This is a genomic window from Streptomyces sp. NPDC059850, assembly GCF_042731515.1.
In the GTDB taxonomy this organism is placed as follows: Bacteria; Actinomycetota; Actinomycetes; order Streptomycetales; family Streptomycetaceae; genus Streptomyces.
The window spans coordinates 96,001-116,395 of sequence record NZ_JBHWJI010000028.1 but is presented as its reverse complement, the minus strand read 5'-3'; the positions used below and the strand labels follow the sequence as shown (position 1 = coordinate 116,395).

The 20,395-nt window shown below is 71.2% G+C and carries 13 protein-coding genes and 1 pseudogene; 3 read left to right on the top strand and 11 right to left on the bottom strand.

The genetic code is table 11. The features are described 5' to 3' along the window. From ACFV9T_RS23620 to ACFV9T_RS23590, 7 genes are all read right to left on the bottom strand, one after another. Window positions 1-2,072, bottom strand: a 2,072-nt coding sequence (locus ACFV9T_RS23620) for an ABC transporter transmembrane domain-containing protein (RefSeq protein ID WP_385443538.1), incomplete at its 3' end; no start/stop codon positions are given. 1 nt (window position 2,073) lies between these two features. Further along, complete coding sequence (locus tag ACFV9T_RS23615; protein ID WP_385443551.1) at window positions 2,074-4,212, bottom strand: NHLP family bacteriocin export ABC transporter peptidase/permease/ATPase subunit; 2,139 nt, start codon at window positions 4,210-4,212, stop codon at window positions 2,074-2,076. Between the two features lie 215 nt (window positions 4,213-4,427). Beyond that, entirely contained in the window at window positions 4,428-5,237 is an 810-nt protein-coding gene (locus ACFV9T_RS23610; protein WP_385443537.1) for an HlyD family efflux transporter periplasmic adaptor subunit, read from the bottom strand. Window positions 5,238-5,376: 139 nt separating this feature from the next. Further along, window positions 5,377-5,601: a type A2 lantipeptide gene (locus ACFV9T_RS23605; protein ID WP_385443535.1), complete on the bottom strand. Its 225-nt coding sequence runs from the start codon at window positions 5,599-5,601 to the stop codon at window positions 5,377-5,379. 582 nt (window positions 5,602-6,183) lie between these two features. Further along, complete coding sequence (locus ACFV9T_RS23600) at window positions 6,184-8,313, bottom strand: FUSC family protein (RefSeq protein WP_385443533.1); 2,130 nt, start codon at window positions 8,311-8,313, stop codon at window positions 6,184-6,186. A 47-nt stretch (window positions 8,314-8,360) separates the two neighbouring features. Beyond that, window positions 8,361-9,386: a glycoside hydrolase family 113 gene (locus ACFV9T_RS23595; protein WP_385443530.1), complete on the bottom strand. Its 1,026-nt coding sequence runs from the start codon at window positions 9,384-9,386 to the stop codon at window positions 8,361-8,363. Between the two features lie 121 nt (window positions 9,387-9,507). Beyond that, the gene (locus ACFV9T_RS23590; RefSeq protein ID WP_385443527.1) at window positions 9,508-11,370 is read right to left on the bottom strand and encodes a DUF2334 domain-containing protein; all 1,863 of its coding nucleotides are present in this window, start codon (window positions 11,368-11,370) and stop codon (window positions 9,508-9,510) included. Window positions 11,371-11,934: 564 nt separating this feature from the next. On the opposite strand from ACFV9T_RS23590, the gene ACFV9T_RS23585 reads away from it, so the two are divergent. The 3 genes and pseudogenes from ACFV9T_RS23585 to ACFV9T_RS23575 all read left to right on the top strand — a co-directional run. After that, a complete protein-coding gene (locus tag ACFV9T_RS23585; RefSeq protein ID WP_385443525.1) occupies window positions 11,935-13,176 on the top strand; it encodes a glycosyltransferase family 2 protein in 1,242 nt (413 codons plus the stop codon). A gap of 148 nt (window positions 13,177-13,324) precedes the next feature. Then, complete coding sequence (gene wecB / locus ACFV9T_RS23580; protein ID WP_385443549.1) at window positions 13,325-14,473, top strand: non-hydrolyzing UDP-N-acetylglucosamine 2-epimerase; 1,149 nt, start codon at window positions 13,325-13,327, stop codon at window positions 14,471-14,473. Continuing rightward, window positions 14,470-15,090: pseudogene (locus tag ACFV9T_RS23575) on the top strand (calcium-binding protein); the annotation flags it as partial. The gene wecB and the pseudogene ACFV9T_RS23575, both read left to right, overlap by 4 nt. Window positions 15,091-15,104: 14 nt before the next feature. Here ACFV9T_RS23575 and ACFV9T_RS23570 read toward each other — a convergent pair. The 4 genes from ACFV9T_RS23570 to ACFV9T_RS23555 are packed head-to-tail and all read right to left on the bottom strand — an operon-like array spanning window position 15,105 to window position 20,224. Further along, on the bottom strand, window positions 15,105-17,168 hold the full coding sequence (locus ACFV9T_RS23570; protein ID WP_385443523.1) for a beta-galactosidase: 2,064 nt from the start codon (window positions 17,166-17,168) through the stop codon (window positions 15,105-15,107). A gap of 2 nt (window positions 17,169-17,170) precedes the next feature. Further along, window positions 17,171-18,022, bottom strand: a complete 852-nt coding sequence (locus ACFV9T_RS23565) for a carbohydrate ABC transporter permease (RefSeq protein WP_385443521.1) — start codon at window positions 18,020-18,022, stop codon at window positions 17,171-17,173. Further along, a complete protein-coding gene (locus ACFV9T_RS23560) occupies window positions 18,015-18,947 on the bottom strand; it encodes a carbohydrate ABC transporter permease (RefSeq protein WP_385443520.1) in 933 nt (310 codons plus the stop codon). Before ACFV9T_RS23560 ends, ACFV9T_RS23565 begins: the two co-directional genes overlap by 8 nt. After that, window positions 18,944-20,224: an ABC transporter substrate-binding protein gene (locus tag ACFV9T_RS23555; RefSeq protein WP_385443517.1), complete on the bottom strand. Its 1,281-nt coding sequence runs from the start codon at window positions 20,222-20,224 to the stop codon at window positions 18,944-18,946. The genes ACFV9T_RS23560 and ACFV9T_RS23555 overlap by 4 nt, the downstream gene beginning before the upstream one ends. Window positions 20,225-20,395: the final 171 nt, after the last annotated feature.

Genomic DNA, 20,395 nt, shown 5'->3' with positions numbered 1-20,395 from the left:
ACCGAGACCAGCGAGTTGGTCAGCTGGGTGACGGAGGTCAGCAGCATGGTGACGGAAGTGTTGAACGTCAGGAAGCCGCCCGCCGACATGCTGCCCCGGGCCGGTCCGGCCAGCAGCATGAACACCACGAGCGAGCACAGCGGAAGGTAGACCGCGTCGAGGACCTGGGTGAGGTTCTTGATGCGCCCGGTGCGCTGATGGAGGTCGCGGGAGCGGGCGAAGCCACGGGCCCAGGCCGCGTAGGCGTAGTTCTCGGCCGCGGCGACCCGCAGCTTGGGCAGTCCGCGCAGGGTCTGGAACGCCTGGTTGTTGAGCTTGTTCTCGGTCTCCACCAGCCGCCGCTGCCAGCGCACCTGCCACAAGCCCATGGCGAGGAAGACGCCGCAGATGACCAGCAGCATGGCCAGCACGGCGAGCGCGAGGGGGACGCTGAAGAACAGCAGCAGGGCGAGGTTCATCGCGCCGACGGTCCCGGCCTGGAGGACCACCGGGGCGGTGCCGGACAGCACCCGGCGCATGGTGCTGATGCCCATGGCCGCGCTGGCCAGTTCGCCGGTGGAGCGCTCGGCGAAGAACGTGGTGGGCAGCCGCAGCAGCCGGTCCCAGACGGCGGGTTGCAGTGTGCTCTCCAGCCGCCCCTCCAGCCGCAGCAGGGTCAGGTTCTGGAGCAGCAGGAAGGACGCGGCGACGACACTGGAGACGATGAGCGCCAGCGCGACCTGCACGATGAGGCTCTTCTCGGCGCGCGGTACGAACCCGCCGAGCACCTGGCCGGTGGCGACCGGCACCAGCGCGCCGAGCGCCACCGTCACCAGCCCGGCGGCGACCAGGTTGCGCATGTCCGGCGCGGCGCCACGGGCCGTGAAGCGCAGCAGCCGCCACATCGTCATCGGCCGCTCGGGCAGCGGGCGGTAGAACATCACGGCGCGCGGCTCGAACTCGTCGGCGGTGGACCGGCCGACGCGCATCCGCAGACCGGAGGCCGGGTTGACGGCCTCGTACCGGCCGCGCCGCCACAGCAGCGCCACCGGCGTCCCGGTCCGGGCGCGGTAGCCCACCAGGGGTCCCGCGTCCTCGCGCCACCAGCGGCCCTCCAGCCGGACGGCGCGGGTGCGGATCCGCGCGTGGGCCGCGACGCGCTCCACGGGGTCCGTACGGTCGTCGGCGGCGGGGCCCTTCGGCGGTTCGGGGAGGGTGATCCCGGCGGCGTCCGCCACGGCCCGGCACACCGCGTGCACGGCGTCGTCGGTGTCGTCGGCGGTCCGGTCCGTGGCCCGGGCCGAGCGGCGCGGGCCGCCGATGGACGCGATGAGCGCCTCGTCGGCGCGTGAGCGGACGGCCTCACCGGCCCGGATTCCGGCGGCCGTCCGGTCCGCGTGGGCGCGCTCCAGGGTGTCGATCCAGCGGTCCACGGCGGTGCCGAGCCGGTACTGCTGGTTGACCATCCGCTGCCACAGCGCGCCGTCGATCAGCAGGTCCCCGGCGGCCTGGGCGCTGTACTCGGCGCCGTACCGCACACTGCCGGGCGGCACCGGGAGCCACAGCAGGTCCTCGTCGGCCGCCTCCTCGCCCGGCGCTCCCCCGTCCAGCGGGGCCTGGAACAGCACGCCGAGGCTGCGGCTGATGCCGAGCGCCACGGCGTGTTCCAGCGGGGTGGGCGCCGGGTCCTGGAACGCGGTGCCGTCCGCGTACGTGGCGTCGTACGCCGTGGCGTAGGGGGCGCCGTACGCGTGGTACCCCTCCGGCCGGTACAGCTCGCGCAGCGGGATGCGGCGCACCGCGCAGTCCTGCGAGGGCCGCCCCACCAGGGTGTGGCGCGGGCCTTCGACCGGCCCGGGGAGCGCGGCGCCCGTCTCCAGGCGGCCGAGGAAGTGCCACTGCCCCTCCTCGGCGGCGTCGACCGCGAAGAGGTCCAGGGCGCCTTGGACGACGAGCCAGAGCACCTGCGGGCCCTCCAGCGGAAGGCTGCGCAGCCCGGCGCCGTCGACCGGGGTGCCGAGGGCGCCCAGCGCCGCCACCACCGCGTCGCCACCGTCCGTGGCCACGGACGCGGCGGGGTGTACGGACGCCATGTCAGTGCTCCTTCATCAGCTCGGCGTACGGGCCCCCGGCGGTCGCGAGGTCCTCGTGCCGTCCGCGTTCCACGACCGTGCCACGGTCCAGGACGAGGATCTCGTCGCTGTCCCGGACGGTGCTGAGCCGGTGGGCGATCACCACGCACGCGCAGCCCCGGCGGCGCAGGCTGTCCATGACGGTCTGCTCGGTCCGGGCGTCCAGGGCGCTGGTCACCTCGTCCAGGACCAGCACGCTGGGGCGGCGGACCAGGGCGCGGGCGATCTCCAGCCGCTGCCGCTGGCCGCCCGAGAAGTTACGGCCGTCCTGCTCGACCCGGCAGTGGATGCCGCCGGGGCGGCGGGCGATGACGTCGTCGTAGAGCGCGGCGTCCCGCAGCGCGGCCACCACGGCGTCGTCCGGGATCGACGGGTCCCACAGCGCCACGTTGTCCCGCACCGTCCCCTCGAACAGGAACACGTCCTGGTCGACGAAGGACACGGAGGCGGCGAGGCGGCCGCGCGGGATGTCCTCCAGCCGCTGCCCGTCGATGCGGATGGCGCCTTCCCACGGGCTGTAGAGGCCGGAGACCAGCCGGGACACGGTGGACTTGCCGCTGCCGGAGCCGCCGACCAGCGCCACCTGACGGCCGGGGCCGACGGACAGCGAGAAGCCGCGCAGCAGCGGTTCGTCCAGCGGGTTGTAGCCGAAGGTGATGTCCTCCAGGGCCACATGGCCGGTGAGGCGGCGGGCGCCGTCGGCGTCCGGCTGGCCCTCGTCGCGGGTGTGGAGGGCGTCTGCGGGGAAGCGCTCCACGTCCCCCAGCCGGGCCACGTCCGCGGAGAAGTCCTGGATGCGTCCGGCGACGCCGTTGAGCCGGGTGATGGGCGCGGTGAAGCGGGTCACCAGCGCCTGGAAGGCCACCAGCAGACCGACCGAGAGATGGCCCTCGACGGCCCGCAGCCCGCCGATCCACAGGATGAGCGCGCTGTTGAGGGTGGCGAGGGTGGGCGCCACGACGGCGAGGACCGCGCTCGGTACACCGAGCCGCTGCTGTTCCTCCAGGGTGATGGCGTGCTGACCGGCCCAGCGGCGGAAGTAGCCGCTCTCGCCACCGGTGGCCTTCATCGTCTCGATGAGCTGGAGCCCGGTGTACGCGGTGGTGGTCAGCCGCGCGGTGTCGGCGCGCAGCTTCTGGGTCCTGGTGGCGCGCAGCCGTATCACGACGCGCATCGCGACCACGTTGAGCAGCGCCAGCCCGACGCCGATCAGGGTGAGCTGGGGGTCGTACGTCCACAGCAGCAGGGCGTACAGGACCACCACGATCCCGTCGACGGCCGCGGCGGCCAGGTCGCGGGCGAGGGTTTCGGCGACGGTGTCGTTGGACCGCAGCCGCTGCACCAGGTCGGCCGGGCTGCGCTGGGCGAAGAACGTGACGGGCAGCCGCAGCAGATGGCGCAGGAACCGGGCGCTGCCGAGGGTGGAGGAGATGATGCGTCCGCGCAGCAGGTTCGCCTGCTGGACGCCGGTCAGCACCGCGGTGAGTACCACCGCCACGGCCATCGACGCGAACAGCGGTGGCAGCATCGAGGTCTGGCCGCCGATGATGAAGGTGTCGATGAAGGTGCGGCCGAGCGCCGGGACCGCCGCGCCCACCACCACCAGCAGCAGGCTGGCCAGCAGCGAGGCAAGCAGGGTGCCGCCGGTGCCGCGCAGCCGCGCGGGCAGGCCGTCCAGGACGCCGGGCTTCTTTCCACCGCGACGGAAGGAGGCGTCGGGTTCGAAGACCAGGCAGACCCCGGTGAAGCTCGCCCCGAACTCCTCGGTGGTGACGAAGCGGCGTCCCTTGTCGGGGTCGTTGATGTGGACGCCGCGCTTGCCGAACCGCCGTCCCGTGCCGTCGTAGACGACGTAGTGGTTGAACTCCCAGAACAGGATCGCCGGGGCCCGCACCTCGGCCAGCGCCTCCGGCTCCATCTGCATGCCCTTGGCGCGCAGCCCGTAACTGCGGGCGGCCTTCAACAGGTTGCTGGCGCGCGATCCGTCGCGGGAGACGCCGCAGGCGATCCGCAGCTCCTCCAGCGGTACGTGGCGCCCGTAGTGGGCGAGCACCATGGCGAGCGACGCGGCGCCGCACTCCAGCGCCTCCATCTGGAGCACGGTGGGGGTGCGTACGGTCCGCCGCCCCGGCTTCTTCGGGCCGGTCCCCCGGCGCGGGGCGCGCCGCCGTCCACGGGCGGGTTCTGGGCGGCGGCGGCCGCTGGTCCCGGCGGGTGCGGGGCGGGGCGGTCCGCCGCTGTCGTTCGTCGCGTTCGCGGCGGCCGTCGGATTCGCGGCGTTCGGCGGGTTCGCGGCGTTCGGCGGGTTCGTCGCGGTCACGGGAGCAGCCAATCGACGGGGTGACGGTCGGCCAGGTGGAGGGTGCCGGTGGCCAGGGTCATGGAGCCGAGGGCGAACGGCGGGCCCTCTCGCGAGGACCAGCGGTAGCCGGAGCGGGTGGCCGACGATCGGTCCAGCCGTACCGCCACCGCGACCGGCGGGCCGTCCTTCGAGAACTCCTCGCCGAGCTGCGCGCTGCCGAGGAAGGAGCCGATCTGCCGACTCGTCTGGGCGGTCCGGCCGACCGCCTGGACGTGGCCGCGCAGCACGCCGTACGTACGGGAAGGCGCCGACTGCACATCAAGGTCGACCTCGGCCCCCACGGGCACCGACGCCGCCCGGTCCGCCGGGACGTACAGGGTCGCGGTCAGCGGGTCGCGGGAGTGGCGGACGCGCTCCACGGAGGCGACGTCTCCGCCAGTGTCGAGGACGGCGCCGATCGAGACGGAGAGGGTGGTGAGCCGCCCGGCGGCGAGGGCGCGCACGACCGTGCTGCCGCCACCGGGATTACGGACCTTCACCAGCGGCGCACCCGCGCGCACCGTGCTGCCCTCCTCGGCGAGCACGGCGGTGACCTGCCCACGGACCGGGCTCTGCAGCACATAGCTGCCCTGGCCGTGGGTGAGGATCCCGGAGGCGCCCACGGTGTCCGCCACGGTGCCGGTCACGGCCCAGACGGCGGCCGCGGCCATGACGACGAGGGTGACCGTCAGCGCGAGCCAGCCCTGGGGACGGGCGTAGCGGACCGGCAGGTCGATGTCGTCTGCCGACTGCAGCTTGGAAAGGGCCTGCTGGCGGAACTGCACGGGAGTCTTTCCTCAACCGGCCGGGGGGCGCGAGGGAACGGGTCGGTGCGCGGCGGTCCGGGCGGCCCGTTTTCCGACGGGTGCCGGGGACCGCGCATGCCCCGGACCAGGCAGGCCCGGGGCATGGAGTGCGGTCGTCTCAGAGGCCGGAGACGGTGCCGACGATGCCGGAGGTGTTCAGGCCGGTCACGCCGTCCACGGTGCCGGTGACGGTGCCGACGGCGCCGGTGACCGGGCCGGTGACGGGACCGGTGACGGCCTGCACGGTGCCCAGGGCGTCGCCCACAGCGCCGAGACCGCCGGCGACGTTGTCCAGCTCAGCGTCGGAGATCTCCTGGGTCGCGACCTTGGGTGCGTTGTTCATTACTGCGTCTCCCTTGGATACGTATCTCGAATGAGCTTGTAACGGCCGGTGATTGCCGACATGCGCATGGCTTCACCACCGGCCACCGCGGCACGTTCCCGCGCTTTCCGGAAACCGGGCTCCCGGGAACGTCTCGGCGCGGAAGGATGTAACCACGCGGGCTCGCCGCCTTCGAACCACGGCGCATCCGGAACTACGCATTCCGCCAACTTTCCGATCACATGGCGTGCACACCAGCCCACGTGACCGGCACCGCCTCCCCACACGAACGTCACCACTCGCGCGACGCCACTCCCCCACGCCCGTACGGAAACCGCGCATTCCCGGGCGGAGTCACCGGGTGCTGGACCGCATGGCCGCCGACGGGGTGCGGTACACGCGACTTCTGTGGAATGCATGTGCCGATCACTTGAAGACCTGCCGACCTCCGGTCGCATTTCGCCACCGTCGATGCCAAGCGGATTCGCCACGCGTGACGGGCGGCGCCGGGGGTACACGTCGGCCACCCCTATGCCTACGGTGGCGAACTGCCGGAGAGCGACGCGATGGCGGGTGTCGCCGAACGGTTCCGCTGACCCGTGGCTAGGGCCGCTCCACGGGCGCCCGGTCCACGGCGGTCGTCAGCTGGTCCAGGGGCCGTACGAGCAGTTCCGCACCACTCTGGACCACCGCCTCCGCGGTGCTGTCGGCCTCCCAGTCGACCAACGCCTCCTTGGCCCGGTCCCAGCCCGGTCTGCGCCGCTCCCGTACGTGGCGCGCCGCCCGCTCGGTGTCCGCCGCCAGCGCGTCGGCGAACCGGGCGGCCCCGGGCACCGGCCGCGCGCCGCGCTCCGGCAGATGGGTTTCCAGCAACATCGCCGCCTGCCCGAACGCCTCCAGCGCCGTCTGCGCCTCCTCCGCCTGCGCGTGGGTCAGCCCCCGGTGGCGTACGGGCTCCCGCTTGGCCCGGTCGAAGGCCTCGTTCCAGTCGGCGTGCGCCGTGCGGTCGGCCAGCAGGGTGCGGCGTACGTCGGTGGCGGGCAGCTCGCCGGGCTCGGCGTAGCCGCGTACCACCGCCGCCGCGTACCGCCCGCTCGCGGCGAGCCAGTCCGCGAGCCGGTCCAGCAGGCGCGGTGTCTCCCAGGCCGGGAACGCCACGTACGCCAGCATCGCGAGCACCCCGCCCAGCAGGGTGAGCAGGACCCGGTCCGGCACCGTCTGATGCCACCCCTCGCCGCCCATCCCGAGCAGCAGGACGGCGTACGCGGCCGCGGTGCACTGGGAGGCCGCGTAGCCGGTGCGCATCAGCAGATACGTCAGGGCGGCGGCGATCACGGCCAGCCCGCCGGACAGATACGCGTCCGGGTGGGTCAGCTGCACCGCGCCGGTGGCCAGCGCGACGCCCACCAGGGTGCCCGCGAAGCGGGCCACGGCGCGGGAGTAGGTGCGGTGGAAGTCCGGCCGCATCACCATCACGGAAGTGACCGGCGCCCAGTAGCCGTGGCCGAGTGGAAGCGCGCTGCCGAGCACATAGCCGAGACAGGCCACCACGGCCAGTCGCAGGGCGTGCCGGAAGACGGGCGAGTCCCTGTACAGCTCCCGGCGCATCGCGCGCAGCACGATGGGCACCAGCTGGAACACCGTCGGCCGCAGCAGGGGCGGTGGCTCGTCGGCGCCCTCGTCGGCGCCGGAGGTGGGACCCAGGTCCCTGCCGCTGCTATCGGCGATCTCCAGCACCTCGGTGAGCAGGTGGGCCAGCTGGACGGCGGCCTGCCGGGCGGGCCCTTCCAGGGCCACGTCCGCGCCACCCTCCTCGTCCGCGCCACTTTCCTCGTTCTCGTCGTCGATCCGCAGGATTTCCCTGGTCGCGGACGGCACCTGGGCGGGGGCGCCACGGCGGATCGACCGGGCGGCGGCGTCCAGGACGTCGGCGGCCGCTTCGAGCAGTTGACGCGCCCGGTCCCGGCCCGGACCCTCGGCGGGGGCGCCGACCCGGGGATCGGCGAGGGCCGCGAGGGTGGGGCGGACGCGTTCGGCCAGGCCACGGGGGCCGTGCAGGGCGGCCGGGCGGCGGCGCGCCTGCGCGGGTGTGACGGCGGCGGCGCTCCGGGCCGTGATCATCGGTTCCGGGTCGAAGGGCGCCACCGGGTCCTCGCGCAGCCGCCTGGCGTAGTCCGCCACGGCGGCCAGGGCGTCGGCCAGCGCGTCCCGGTGCCGCCCCCATCGGCGGATCGGGAACAGCCAGATCAGCGCAGCCTGCGCCACCCCGCCGAACGCGATGACCGCCGCGTGTTCCAGGGCCTCCAGGACACCGGTGGGCAGCGTGATGGTGAGCAGCATCATGGCGACCGTCGTCGTGGCCACGATTCCGGCGGTCGGCCCCGTCGCCCACGCCATTCCGGCGAGGAACGCCCAGGCGGCGAGCAACAGCAGGAAGAGGGCCAGATGCGACATCGCGAGGTAGCCCACGAAGGTGCTGAGCCCCAGCCCGGCCCCCGCGACGAGCGCGATCACCTTGCGCGGCCGCCAGCTGCGCTGGAACGTCGACGTCCCGGCCGAGTAGGCGCCGAACGCGGCGGAGGCGGCGTACGACGGGGAGGCGATCGACAGCGAGAGCCCGATCACGACCGCCACTCCGGCCGCCGCCCGCAGCGCGGCCAGCGGTTCGAGCCGGGCGCGCTCGATCGTCAGCCCGGAACGCACGGTGTCCATCAGCGACCGGGGCCACGTCACACATTTGAGCCTAGGCGGATCGTGCGGAACCGCACATCAGCCGTGTCTCACCCCCGCCACCAGCGGCGCAGCACCTTCTCGGCGGGTTTGCCGTGCGGGGTGTAGGCAAGGCGCGGCGCGGTCTCGCCGGTGTCCGGCCAGTCGTCCCACATCCACCAGCACACCCCAGCCCACCACGAGCGGCCGTCGAAGGCGGTCAGCAGGGCCTGGTACGCGGCGGACTGCTCGTCGGCCGCGGCGTGCTCGCTGACGGTCCAGGAGTACGGGGCGGCCGTGGTACCGCGCTGGCTGGCGTATCCGGCCTCGGTGAACAGGATCTTGCGATCCTGCCGGGCGGCGAACGCGGCGAGTTCGGCCACGATCGGCTCCCAGCCCTTCGCCAGCCGGTCCGGGTCGGTGGTGGCGGTGTCGGTCAGTGGCCAGTAGGCGTCGATGCCGATCACATCGAGGGCGCGCCAGAAGCGGATGCGGGCGTACTCGTCGAAGTTGGCGGCGTACGTCAGCGGGCCGTCGTAGGTGTCGCGGACCGCCGCGATGACCCGGGTCCAGCGGCGGCGGTCGGCGGAGGTTCCGGCCAGTTCGGTGCCCACCGAGAACTGCTCGGCGCCCACGTCCTCGGCCAGCCCGGCGTAGTGGGTGATGAAGCGTTCGTACGCGGTGAACCAGGCGTCCCGGTCGGCGGGCCGGATACCGGCCCGGTCAGCGCCGTCCACCAGGTCCACATGCGGTTTGAGCATCACCTTCAGCCCGGCGTCGTGGGCGAGGCCGACGATGCGGCGCACCCCTCGGTCGCTCGCCGTCTCGCCGGTGGTGTGCATCGCGGAGTCCCGGACGCCGCCCTGGTACCAGGTGGGGGTGAACACCACCCACCGGGCGCCGGTGGCCGCGATCTGCCGCAGATAGCGCCGGGCCTCGTGCCGGTCGTAGTCGTCGGTGTTCCACGCGGGCAGGGTGATCCCGCGCAGCTGGCCGTGGTGGTGCGGCGCGGGCGGGTCGTCCCCGCCTGCCGAGCATCCGGTCAGAACGGCGACGGCGGCGGTCATCGCCGCGGCCGCCCGCCTCAGCGCACTCATCGGGGCGTGGGCCTTCCTCGGGCGGGGCCCGGGTGACGCGCGCCGTTCCCGGCCCGCGCGGAGCGGACCGGGAACGGCGGCGGTGCTGGTGTGGTGACGAGGGATCAGATCAGGCTTGCCATCAGATCAGGCTTTCGGGGCTGACGAAGGTGTAGCCGAGCGCCTCGATGCCCTCGACGATCTCCTTCAGCGGCTCCACCGGCTGGTACGGGTGGTAGTAGAAGCTGGCGAAGCCGTCCCGCACGGCCAGGTTGGCCTTGGCGTTCTTGATCAGGTCGGCCGCGAGCCGGGGCGGGTGGTTGTTGTGGGCGTCGGGCTCGTACGAACCCAGGTTCTCCGGGAGCACCTTGGTGCCGTACACGTCGGTGACCGGATACGGGAAGAACTGCCCGAGGTAGCGGCTGGTGTCGGTGGGGGCGCCGGAGAGGGTGCCGGAGAAGTACAGCGGGCGCTCCACCCGGGCCGCGAAGTTCTGCGAGAACACCTTGTAGTCGGTGGGCGAGGCCGCGTAGTGCGGGGTGGTCCACAGCTTCGGCACCGGCAGGCCGACCCGGGCGAACTCGGCCAGCGCCGCGGTGACCCGGCTCTGGGCCCACTCGGCGGAGTCCTCGGTGGCCGGGCCGTCGTAGATGACGTTGTCGTTGGCGTCCACGTGGGCGCGGAAGAACTCGAAGTCGTCGGCGGACAGCCCGTTGTAGGGGTTGTCGACGTTGCCGTACTGATGGGTGTAGCCGTGGTCCATCAGCACCGCGCCGTTGCTCAGCATGTACTTGAGGGTGTTCACCAGCGCCGGGCGCTGGGCGAGCCGCACGGTGCGCGCCACGCCGTTGTTCTGCACGCCCTTGGGGTCGGAGTACACCGGGATGACGTTGATGCCGTAGGCGATGTTCTTCGACTTCAGGTAGTCGGCGGTGGCCCGCAGGCTGGTGGCGTCGGACAGCGGGGTGATGTCCTCCAGGCGCACCATGGCGCGGTGCTGCTCGGCGGTGTCCGGGGCCAGCGCGTCGAACAGCAGGTCCTGGAAGGCGAGGACGCGGTCGGTCTCGTTGACGTAGGTGAAGGGGATCTCACCGATGTACGTGAGGTTGCCGGAGCGGATCGCCCACGGGGACTTCTTCTCCGCGCCACCGGCCGTGTCCGTCATCTGGGCCAGCTCGGTGACCTGGCCGAGGCCCGAGCCGGTCTTGATGTTGGGGTGGATGACACCGCCGTCCGCGCCCGCCGGAATGGTGCGGGTCAGTTCCTGGCCCTTGTAGCTGACCTTGGTGATCTGGCCGACGCTGCCGTCCACCTGGCTGTACGAGGTGGTCGGGTCCCAGCCGTAGCGGTACTGGAACTCCTGCAGGCTGATGGAGTTCGCCATGTTCCAGATGTTGTCGCCCATCCAGATCACCGGGCGCTCGGACAGCAGGGTGTCCAGGTAGAAGTCGTCCGGCACGGCGTCGGGGACGTCGCCGCCGTAGTAGGTGGAGCCGACGTAGACGGTGGCGTCGAACTCCTCCAGCATCCCGGCCGTGTACTCCTGGACCGGCTTGGAGGTCACGGTGCCGAAGTGGCCGCCGAGGTTGGCCACGCCCATCGCGTACAGCTCACCGAGGTGTCCGAACGGGCCCGCCGTGTCGTACAGGACCAGGGTCTTGGCCTTGCCGGGCTCGGCGGCCTTCGGCGTGCTCGTGGCCTTCGGGCCGATGGCCGCGGCCGACTTCAGCGGCTGCTGCGCTGTCCGCTTTTCACTGGTGTGCTTTTTGGCCATGTCGGCGCGGCGCTCGACCTCGCCCGCCCGCTGGGCCTTGGCCCAGCCCTTGAGGTCCTTGCCGCGCAGGCCGTTGTCGGCGGCGTGCGTGGCCGACCGGTCGACGGCCCCCCGGCCATCGCCCGCGGCCGAGGCCGCCGGTGCCAGGAAGCCGCCCGCCAGCAAGGCTGCGACGGCGAGAGCGATCAGCGCCAGCCAGGCCGGCCGCGATCTTCTCCAGGGTTCGGTCATACTCTGTACCCCCCTCATTCGGGTCCCGCATTGGCGTGAAACTGCATGGAACGAGGAACTGGGAAAGCAGCGGATCATGGCCGATTCATCATGGAATTCCACGGAGCGGGATCACTCGGCTCAATAATCCGGTGATTGTTCTGACGATTCCCACCGGCTGTCAATGGGGCCTACGGGTCCGAGTTGTGTCTTTGAGATTCATGAGAGTTCAACTGAAGAACTCCTGCGACCGTGTTGGGTCTGGTACCTTCCGTAAGCGCGCAGAGGTCGGCCCGTTGGGGAGGCGTCCGGCCCTCCTGCGCCAACTGACCGTGGGGGGACCGCGATGTACGGTAGGGCTGCTGTGGGATCAGTGCTGCCCTTGATGGGTCTGGCGGCGGCACCGGAAATGGTCCCGGGAATTCCGGTTGCCAGGGCGTTACAGGCGACCGCCGGGGCGGGTTTCCTGTTGTACTGCCTGGTTGTTTTCGGCCTGTTGGTGGCGCGCTGGCGATTGCGCGCCGGGGCCACCGCGACCGATGTGAGAGCCGCCGGGCGGGAGGACCTCGCCCCGGTGGACCGGCCGTGAGCGATGAGCCGCTGATATGGGCCAGTATCGCCATCATCGTGATGGCTGGTGCCTACAACTTCGGTCTGTTCCTGCTCTCCCGGCGGCGGCTGCCGCACCGCTCCGGATCCGGCGAAGAACGCTTCTATGTGTTCCTGCTGGCCTGCCTCAACGAGGAACGGGTGCTGGCCGAAAGCCTCGCCCGGATCACCGCGCTCCCCGCCGAGAACTGCGTGGCCCTGGTCATCGACGACGCGTCCGACGACCGTACGGCCGAGATCGCGCGGACCGCGGACCCGGAGCGGGTGTGGCTCCATCAGCGTCATCTGCCGGACGCCCGGCGCGGCAAGGGCGCCGCGCTCAACGACGGAGTCCGGCTGCTCCGCGCGTCCGGGCTGCTCGGCGGCCGCGATCCGCATGACGTCATCATCTGTGTGGTGGACGCGGACGGACGGCTGGACCGCCATGTGATCGAGGCCGTCGACCCGTTCTTCAACGACCAACGGACCGGCGCCACCCAGATCGGCGTCCGGATGTACAACCGCCGGGCCGGGCTGCTGGCCCGGCTGCAGGACATGGAGTTCGTCGTCTACGGCGACATCTTCCAGAGCGCCCGCCGCTTCATCGGCAGCGTCGGGATGGGCGGCAACGGCCAGTTCATGCGGCTGTCCGCGCTCGACTCGCTGGGCGAGACCCCCTGGAGCGACAGCCTCACCGAAGACCTGGACCTGGGGGTCCGGCTGATCGCGCGCGGCTGGACCAATCAGCACTGCACCACGGCGGCCGTGTCCCAGCAGGCCGTCCTCGATCTGCGGCGGCTGATCCGGCAACGGTCCCGCTGGTTCCAGGGCCACCTCCAGTCGGCCAACCTCGTCCCGCTGATACTGCGCGAGGTGCCCGGCCGGGCCGCGATGGACCTGATCTACCACCTGTCCAGCCCGGTGCTGATCCTGCTCACCTCGCTGCTGCCGCTGTCCTTCATGGTGGCCGTCGTCGGAACGGTCATCGGTTCCGTGCAGGCGGGGCGGCCGCTGGTCTCCACGATGTGGTTCCTCGGCCCGTATCTGCTCTCCTTCACCGCCGCCTATATCTACGGCTACGTGTACCGCCGCCGCGAATCGTCGCTCGGTGTGCTGCACGCGGTGCTGCTCGGCCATGTCTTCGTGTTCTACGGCTACATCTGGTTCGCCGCGGGCTGGTGGGGGCTGTGGCGGGCCATCACCGGCAAGCGCACCTGGCTCAAGACCGCCCGCAGCTGACTGCTGCGGCTGCCTCGTACGACCGTGTCACCCGCTCGTGCCTGTCCGCTCGCCTTGCCCAGGGAGACTCATGTCCACATCAGGCAGACCCGTGTCCGTACCCGTGCCCACTCCCCCGCAGCCGCCCGGCCCCGGCTCCGTACGCACCATGTTCGTGCTGGGCACCCGGCCGGAGGCGATCAAACTGGCCCCCGTGGTCCGGGCGATGGCGGCCTCCTCGCTCTTCCAGCCCGTGGTGGTGACCACTGGTCAGCACCGGGAGATGCTGCAGCAGATGCTCGGCCTGCTGGGCGTGGGCGTGAAGACAGACCTGGCGGTGATGCGCGACCGGCAGCGGCTGTCCGAGCTGACCGCCCGGCTGGTGGACGGTCTGGGCACGGTGATCCGGGCCGAACAGCCGGACCTGGTGGTGGTCCAGGGCGACACCACCACGGCGCTGTGCGGCGCGCTCGCCGCCTTCTACGAACACATCCCGGTCGCGCATGTCGAGGCGGGATTGCGTACCGGCGTGCTCGACAACCCGTTCCCGGAGGAGCTGAACCGCCGGATGATCGGCCGGGTGGCCCGCTGGCACTTCGCCCCCACCGCCCGGTCCGCCGGTCACCTGCTGGCCGAGGGCGTACCGCCCGAGCAGGTGATCACCACCGGCAACACCGTCGTCGACAACCTGCTGTGGGTGCTGGCGGAGGGCGCCGGGCGCAGCGCCTTCCGCACCACCCGGCGCAAGGTGCTGCTGACGCTGCACCGCCGGGAGAACCAGGGGGCCCGGATGCGGTCCATGGGCGCGGCGCTGCGCCGCCTCGCCGACCGGGGCGATGTGGAGGTCGTCCTGCCGCTGCACCGCAGCCCCGCCGTACGGGAGGCGCTGCTGCCCGAGCTGGACGGCCATCCGGGCGTGCGGGTGGTGGACCCGCTGGACTACCTGGACTTCGCCGCCACCCTGGCGGACTGCGATCTGGTGCTGACGGACTCCGGCGGGCTGCAGGAGGAGGCCCCGAGCCTGGGCAAGCCCGCGCTGGTGCTGCGGACCACGACCGAGCGCCCGGAGGCGGTCGAGGCGGGCGCGGCCCGGCTGGTGGGGACCGACCCGGACACCATCCTGGCCGCCGCCGGGGAGCTGCTGGACGATACGGAGGAGTACGGGCGGATGGCCGCGGCGGGCAACCCGTTCGGCGACGGCCGGGCCGCCGAGCGCATCGTGGCCCGGCTCACCGCGGACTTCGCGGACGTGGGCGGCGAAGGGGCGGTGAATACCGCGCCGCGCGACGCGTCCGGCTCGTATGATCCGGTGGCATGACGTCGTTACGCGGGCGCACATGGTGGCGGTGGCGGTGGCGGATCGGGGGGCTGGTGCTGGCCGTCGCCCTGGTGGCGGGGGCGCTGGCGCTGAGCGGCGTATGGGACGAGGACCGGCCGCCCGAGCCGGTCGAGTCCTGGCGGGACGGCGAGGTGTACGGCCCCTGGCGGTCGGTGTTCCACGGCTACGGGAGCAACGTCGGCGGGACGGACGAGCTGACGCTCACCCCGCGCGCCGCCCGGCACAAGGACCGTACCCACGCCTGTCTGGTGGTCTCCACCGCCCGCTACGAACGCCTCGACTACTCGGTCCGGATGCGCACCGTCGAGCAGTTGCGCAGCCCCGACCCCAATCCGTGGGAAGTGGCGTGGCTGGTCTGGGCGTACACCGACCCAGAGCACTTCTACTATCTGGCGCTCAAGCCCAACGGCTGGGAACTGGGCAAGCGCGATCCGGCGTACCGGGGTGGCCAGCGGTTCCTGGCCACCGGCACCACCCCGTTCCCGGTCGGCGAGTGGTCCAGGGTCCGGGCCCGCCAGGACGGGCCCCGGATGGCGGTGTCGGTGGACGACCGTCAGGTGGTCACCTTCACCGACCGGGAACGCCCGTACCCGGCGGGCAGTGTGGGCGCCTACACGGAGGACGCCCGGGTGGAGTTCCGGGACATCGCCGTGCGCCCCGGTTCGGTCCGTACGACCGCGACGGCGAGCGGTGCCAGTTCGATGGCCCCGTCCGTCTTGGCGCCGGAGACCAGGTCGATCCCGTCCGTGGCGAGGGGGACGCGGACGGGGTCCGTCTCGGAGTGGTTGAGGAGGAACAGGAACTCGGCGTCGTCGCCGGTCCGCCGGACCGCCTCCAGGTGGGCCGGGGCGTGGTCGAGCAGCGGTGATACGCCCGCGGCGGCCACGGCGCCGAGCAGGGTGTCGCGCAGCGCGGTGGCCTCCAGGCGGGTGCCGATGTAGACGACGCGGCCCCGGCCGACCGCGTGCTCCAGGATCGCGGGCCGCCCGCGCAGCGCGCCGCTGGTGTAGGTGGCCGTCACGCGGGCGCCCTCGGGGTGGATGCTGTCCTGCCACCAGTCGGAGGTGGCGGTGGTCCCGTCGGCGCGGGCCACGGTGAACTTCTCGCCGGGGCGGGCGGGCCAGTACTCGTCGATGTACGCGCCGATGAGGTGGCGGAAGGCGCCGGGGTAGGCGGGCTGCCGGACGTGGTTGTGGGCGTCGACCACGCCGGAGAAGAAGGAGCAGACCAGGGTGCCGCCGCTCTCGGTGAAGCGGGTGAGGACGTCGGTGAACGCGTCGTCGACGAGGTACGCGTTGGGTATGACGACGACCCGGTAGCGGCTCAGGTCGGAGCCGAAGGACACCGTGTCGACGGCGTGCTGGGCCTCCAGCAGCGGGCGGTAGTGGTCGGTGGCGATGCGCGGGTAGTCGAAGTCGTTGCGCGGCAGGCCGCCCGTCTCGGTCAGCCCCCACCAGGCGTTCCAGTCGAAGAGCACCGCGATGTCGGCGTGCGCGGCGGTACCGGCCGCTTCGGCGATCCTCGGCAGTTCGGTGCCGAGCGCCTCGATCTCCTGCCAGGTGCGGGAGCCGGTGCCGGAGTGCGGCAGCATCGCGGAGTGGAACCGCTCGTGGCCGCCACGGCTCGCGCGCCACTGGAAGTACAGGACGCTGTCGGCGCCATGCGCGATCGCCTGGTAGGAGCCCAGCCGCATCCGGCCGGGCCGCTTCACATTGTTGACCTTCCACTGGGAGACACCGCTCGCGGCCTGCTCCATGAGGATCCAGGGTTCGCCGCGCAGCGAGCGCATCAGGTCGTAGTTGAGCGCGGCGGCCACATGGGCGTCGTCCTCGCCGGGGTCGGGGTAGATGTCGAGGGCCACGGCGTCCTGTTCGGCGGCCCACCGCCAGTAGTCGGCGTGCTTGTAGAAGCGCATGTAGTTGGTGAGGACCGGGAGGTCGTCGCGGTAGGAGCGGACGATGTCGCGCTCCATGACGAAGCAGTTGAGGTTGGCGTCCGAGACGAACCGCTTGAAGTCCAGGCGGCGGGTGGGGTTGGACCAGGTGCGCGGCACCTCGGGCGGGTTGATCTGGTCCCAGGAGGTGTAGCGCTGGGACCAGAAGCGGGTGTACCAGGCGTCGTTCAGCGCCTCCAGGCTGCCGTACCGCGCCTTGAGCCAGTCGCGGAAGGCGATCGCGCTGTGGCCCCCGTACGAGGTGGGTCCGTATTCGTTGCTGATGTGCCACATCGCGAGCGCGGGGTGGTGGGAGTAGCGCTGGGCGAGGGCGGTGGTGATGCGGGCGGCGTGTTCGCGGTAGCGGGGTGAGGCGGGGTCGAAGTGGAGGCGGTTGCCGAAGCCGAACGGCTCGCCGTCCTCCATGACCGGATGCACATCCGGGTGGCCATGGGTGAGCCACACCGGTGGCGCCATGGTGGGGGTGGCGAGGTCGACGCTGATGCCGCCTGCGTGGAGGAGGTCCATCACCTCGTCCATCCAGCCGAAGGTGAAGCGGCCCGGCTCGGGCTCCAGCGACGCCCAGGCGAACACGCCGAGGGTGACGAGGTTGACCCCGGCGCGCCGCATCAGCGCCACGTCCTCGTCCCACACCGGGCGGTCCCACTGCTCGGGGTTGTAGTCCCCGCCGAAGGCGAAGCCGCCGATGCGCGCGCGGAAGGTGTCCATGCGACTGTTCATGGCTACTTGATCGCTCCCGTCGTGATGCCGCTGCGCCAGTACTTCTGGAGCGCGAGGAAGAGGATGACCAGGGGGATGGTGCCGACCATGGAGCCGGTGACGACGATCCGGACGAGGTCGGGTTCGCTCATCGCGTTGAGCTGCCAGGAGTAGAGCCCGAGGGTGACCGGCCACAGCGACTGGTCATTGAGGACGATGAGCGGCAGCAGGAAGTTGTTCCAGATGGAGATGAAGGAGAAGAGGAACACCGTGACCAGGCTCGGCAGCAGGATGCGCAGCACGACGGTGAAGAAGACCCGCAGATCGTGGGCGCCGTCGAGCCGTCCGGCCTCCAGGAGTTCGTCGGGCACCGCGGCGGCCGTGTAGATACGGACGAGGAACACGCCGAACGCGCTGGACAGGCTGGGCAGGATCACCGCCCAGTAGGTGTTGATCAGGCCGAGGGAGTTGAGGAGGAGGTAGGTCGGCAGGGCGAGGACCGTGCCGGGGATCAGCACTCCGCCGAAGATGAGGCCCATGAGCGCGTTCCGGCCGCGGAAACGGTACTTGGCGAGGGCGAATCCGCACAGGGCGGCCAGGAACGTCGCACCGAGGGCGCCGCCGCCCGAGTAGAGCAGGGAGTTCAGCACCCAGCGCCGGAAGACCCCGTCGCGGTAGGCGAACAGGTCCTCCAGGTTGCGTACGAGGTCGAAGCGGGCGAACCAGAAGCCGGACGTGGTGTTGAGGTCGGCCGTCGACTTGGTCGAGGCGATCAGCATCCACACCACGGGGATGAGGAAGTAGGCCGTCAGTGCGACGATCGTCGCGGTCAGGATGAACCGGGTCGACCGGGGCGCGCCCTGTGGGTCACGCATCGGGGCTCCTTCTCTGGAGCAGCCGCAGGAAGCCGAAGGACAGCAGGAACGAGCCGATCGCGACGACGACCGCGACGGCGGCCGAGTAGTACGGCTGGTCCGATCCGAACGCGAGGTTGTAGACGATCATGTTCGGTGTGTAGTCGTAGGACACATTGCCGGTGATCGAGCGCAGCACGGTCGGCTCGGAGAACAGCTGGAGCGTGCCGACCACCGAGAAGAGCCCGGTGATGAGGATCGCCGGGGTCACCAGCGGCACCTTGATCAGCCAGGCGATGTGCCAGTCGCTCGCTCCGTCGATGCGGGCGGCCTCGAACATGTCGCGGTCGATCGCCTGGAGCGCCGCATAGATAATGATCATGTTGTAGCCGGTCCACTGCCAGGTCGAGACGTTGGCGATGGACCACAGGACGGTGCCCTTGGCGAGGAAGTCGACATGGGCGCCGACCCCGTCGAGGAGGTCCACGACCGGGCTCACTCCGGGCAGATAGAGGAACGCCCACAGGATGGACGCGATGACGCCGGGCACCGCGTAGGGCAGGAACGCGGCCAGCTGGAACAGGCCGCGCAGCCGGACGAGCGCGGTGTCGAAGATGAGCGCCATCACGAGGGCGAGCCCCAGCATGACGGGCACCTGGACGACGCCGTAGAGCAGGACGCGCCCGACCGAGACCAGGAACTCCCGGTTGGTGAAGGCGTCCGCGTAGTTGTCGAGCCCGACGAAGACCACGCGCGGTGTGCCGAATCCCAGGCCCGACTTCCGGTCGCCGTGGAAGCTGCGCCACAGCGCGTAGACCACCGGCAGCAGCGTGAAGACGAGGAACACCGCGAGGAACGGCGCCGTGAAGCCCCACGCCATCTTCCAGTCGGCGCCCAGGCGCAGTCGGTTGCGGCGCGCCCGCGACGGCGGGGCGGTCACGGTCATCGGACGGACAGGCCCTTGCGCTTCAGCTGCGCCACGGTCTGCCGGTCGACCTTGCGCACGGCCTCCGGCAGCGTCATCGACTTGTTGATGGCGGACTGCATCGCGTCATTGAGGTAGTTGGTGGTGTCCGTCATCGTCGGGCCCCAGGTCCAGGGGGTGGACGCGGTGCCGCGCACGGTGAACACCTCGCCGGGCACCTGGCCGCCGAAGTAGGGGTCGGGCCGGGTGAGGGCCGGGATGCGCTGTCCGCGCTCGGAGGCGGGCAGAACGTCGGCGGCCAGCAGCTTCGCGCTCTGGGCGCTGGTGTTCAGCCACTTCACGAACGTCATGGCGGCGTCGGTCTTCTTGGTGGCGCTGGTCAGCGCCGTCAGGGAACCGCCCCAGTACACCGGGGCGCGCTCCCCCTGCGACCACTGCGGCAGCGGGGCGACAGCCCATTTGCCGGAGAGGCCGGGGGCGTTCTCCTTCAGGGCCGAGCTTCCCCACGCCGGTCCGATCCAGGTGAGGTAGGTGCCACGGGCGAGCCCCTTGAACCAGGTGGGCTGCCAGTGCTGGTCGCCCTTGACGTAGCCCTTGTCCAGCATGGTCTGCCAGTATGCGGCGACCTTCGCGGTGGGTCCGTCGTCCAGCCCGACCTTCCAGGCGTCCCGGTCCGTGGTGAACCACTGGGCCTTGGCGTTCCACGCGAGCGAGGCGAGCCAGATGCCGCCGTTGGCGGGCAGCGCGGTGGTGTACGCCGTGGGGTACTTCTTCTTGAGCGTGGCGGCCGCCTGCCGGTAGGCGTCCCAGGTGGCGGGGGCGGTCAGGCCCGCCTTCTTGAACAGGTCGGAGCGGTAGTAGAGCACCTGGGTGCCGATGTCCTGCGGCACCCCGTAGACCTTTCCGTCCACCACGACCTGGTCCCATACGCCGGGCTTGAACCGGCCTTTCAGATCGCGGGTTTCGGCCGTGACGTCCTTGAGGTTTCCGGCGATGATCGTCGAGGTGAGATTGGGGTAGTCCACCTGCGTGATGTCCGGTGCGCCGGACTTCCCGGTGAGGGCGGCCCGAAGTTTGGGAAAGAAATTCGAGGTGATGGCCTGGAACTTCACCTGGAGTTCGGGATGGTTCTTGTTCCACAGGGCGACCGGTTTCGTCATGTCCGACCACCCCCAGAAGGTGAGTGTCTGTCTGCCGGATCCTTCGGTGTCCGGGGACCCTTCGGCACAGCCACCCAGGAGCAGTGCCGTCACGGCGGCCACCACGGCCAGACGCCGGGGGCTGGATTCCTTATGCATACGGTCTCCTTGATGGCAATGAGACGCAAAACATTGCGGAACTTCAGCGACCGTGACGCTAAACGCGGGCAAAAACCACTGTCAAGGCAAGGGACCAAACACAAGGCTCACCGGCTATTTGCATGCAGTCCTGGCGGAATATTCGACCATCTTTTGCGGGAATTTGCGGCA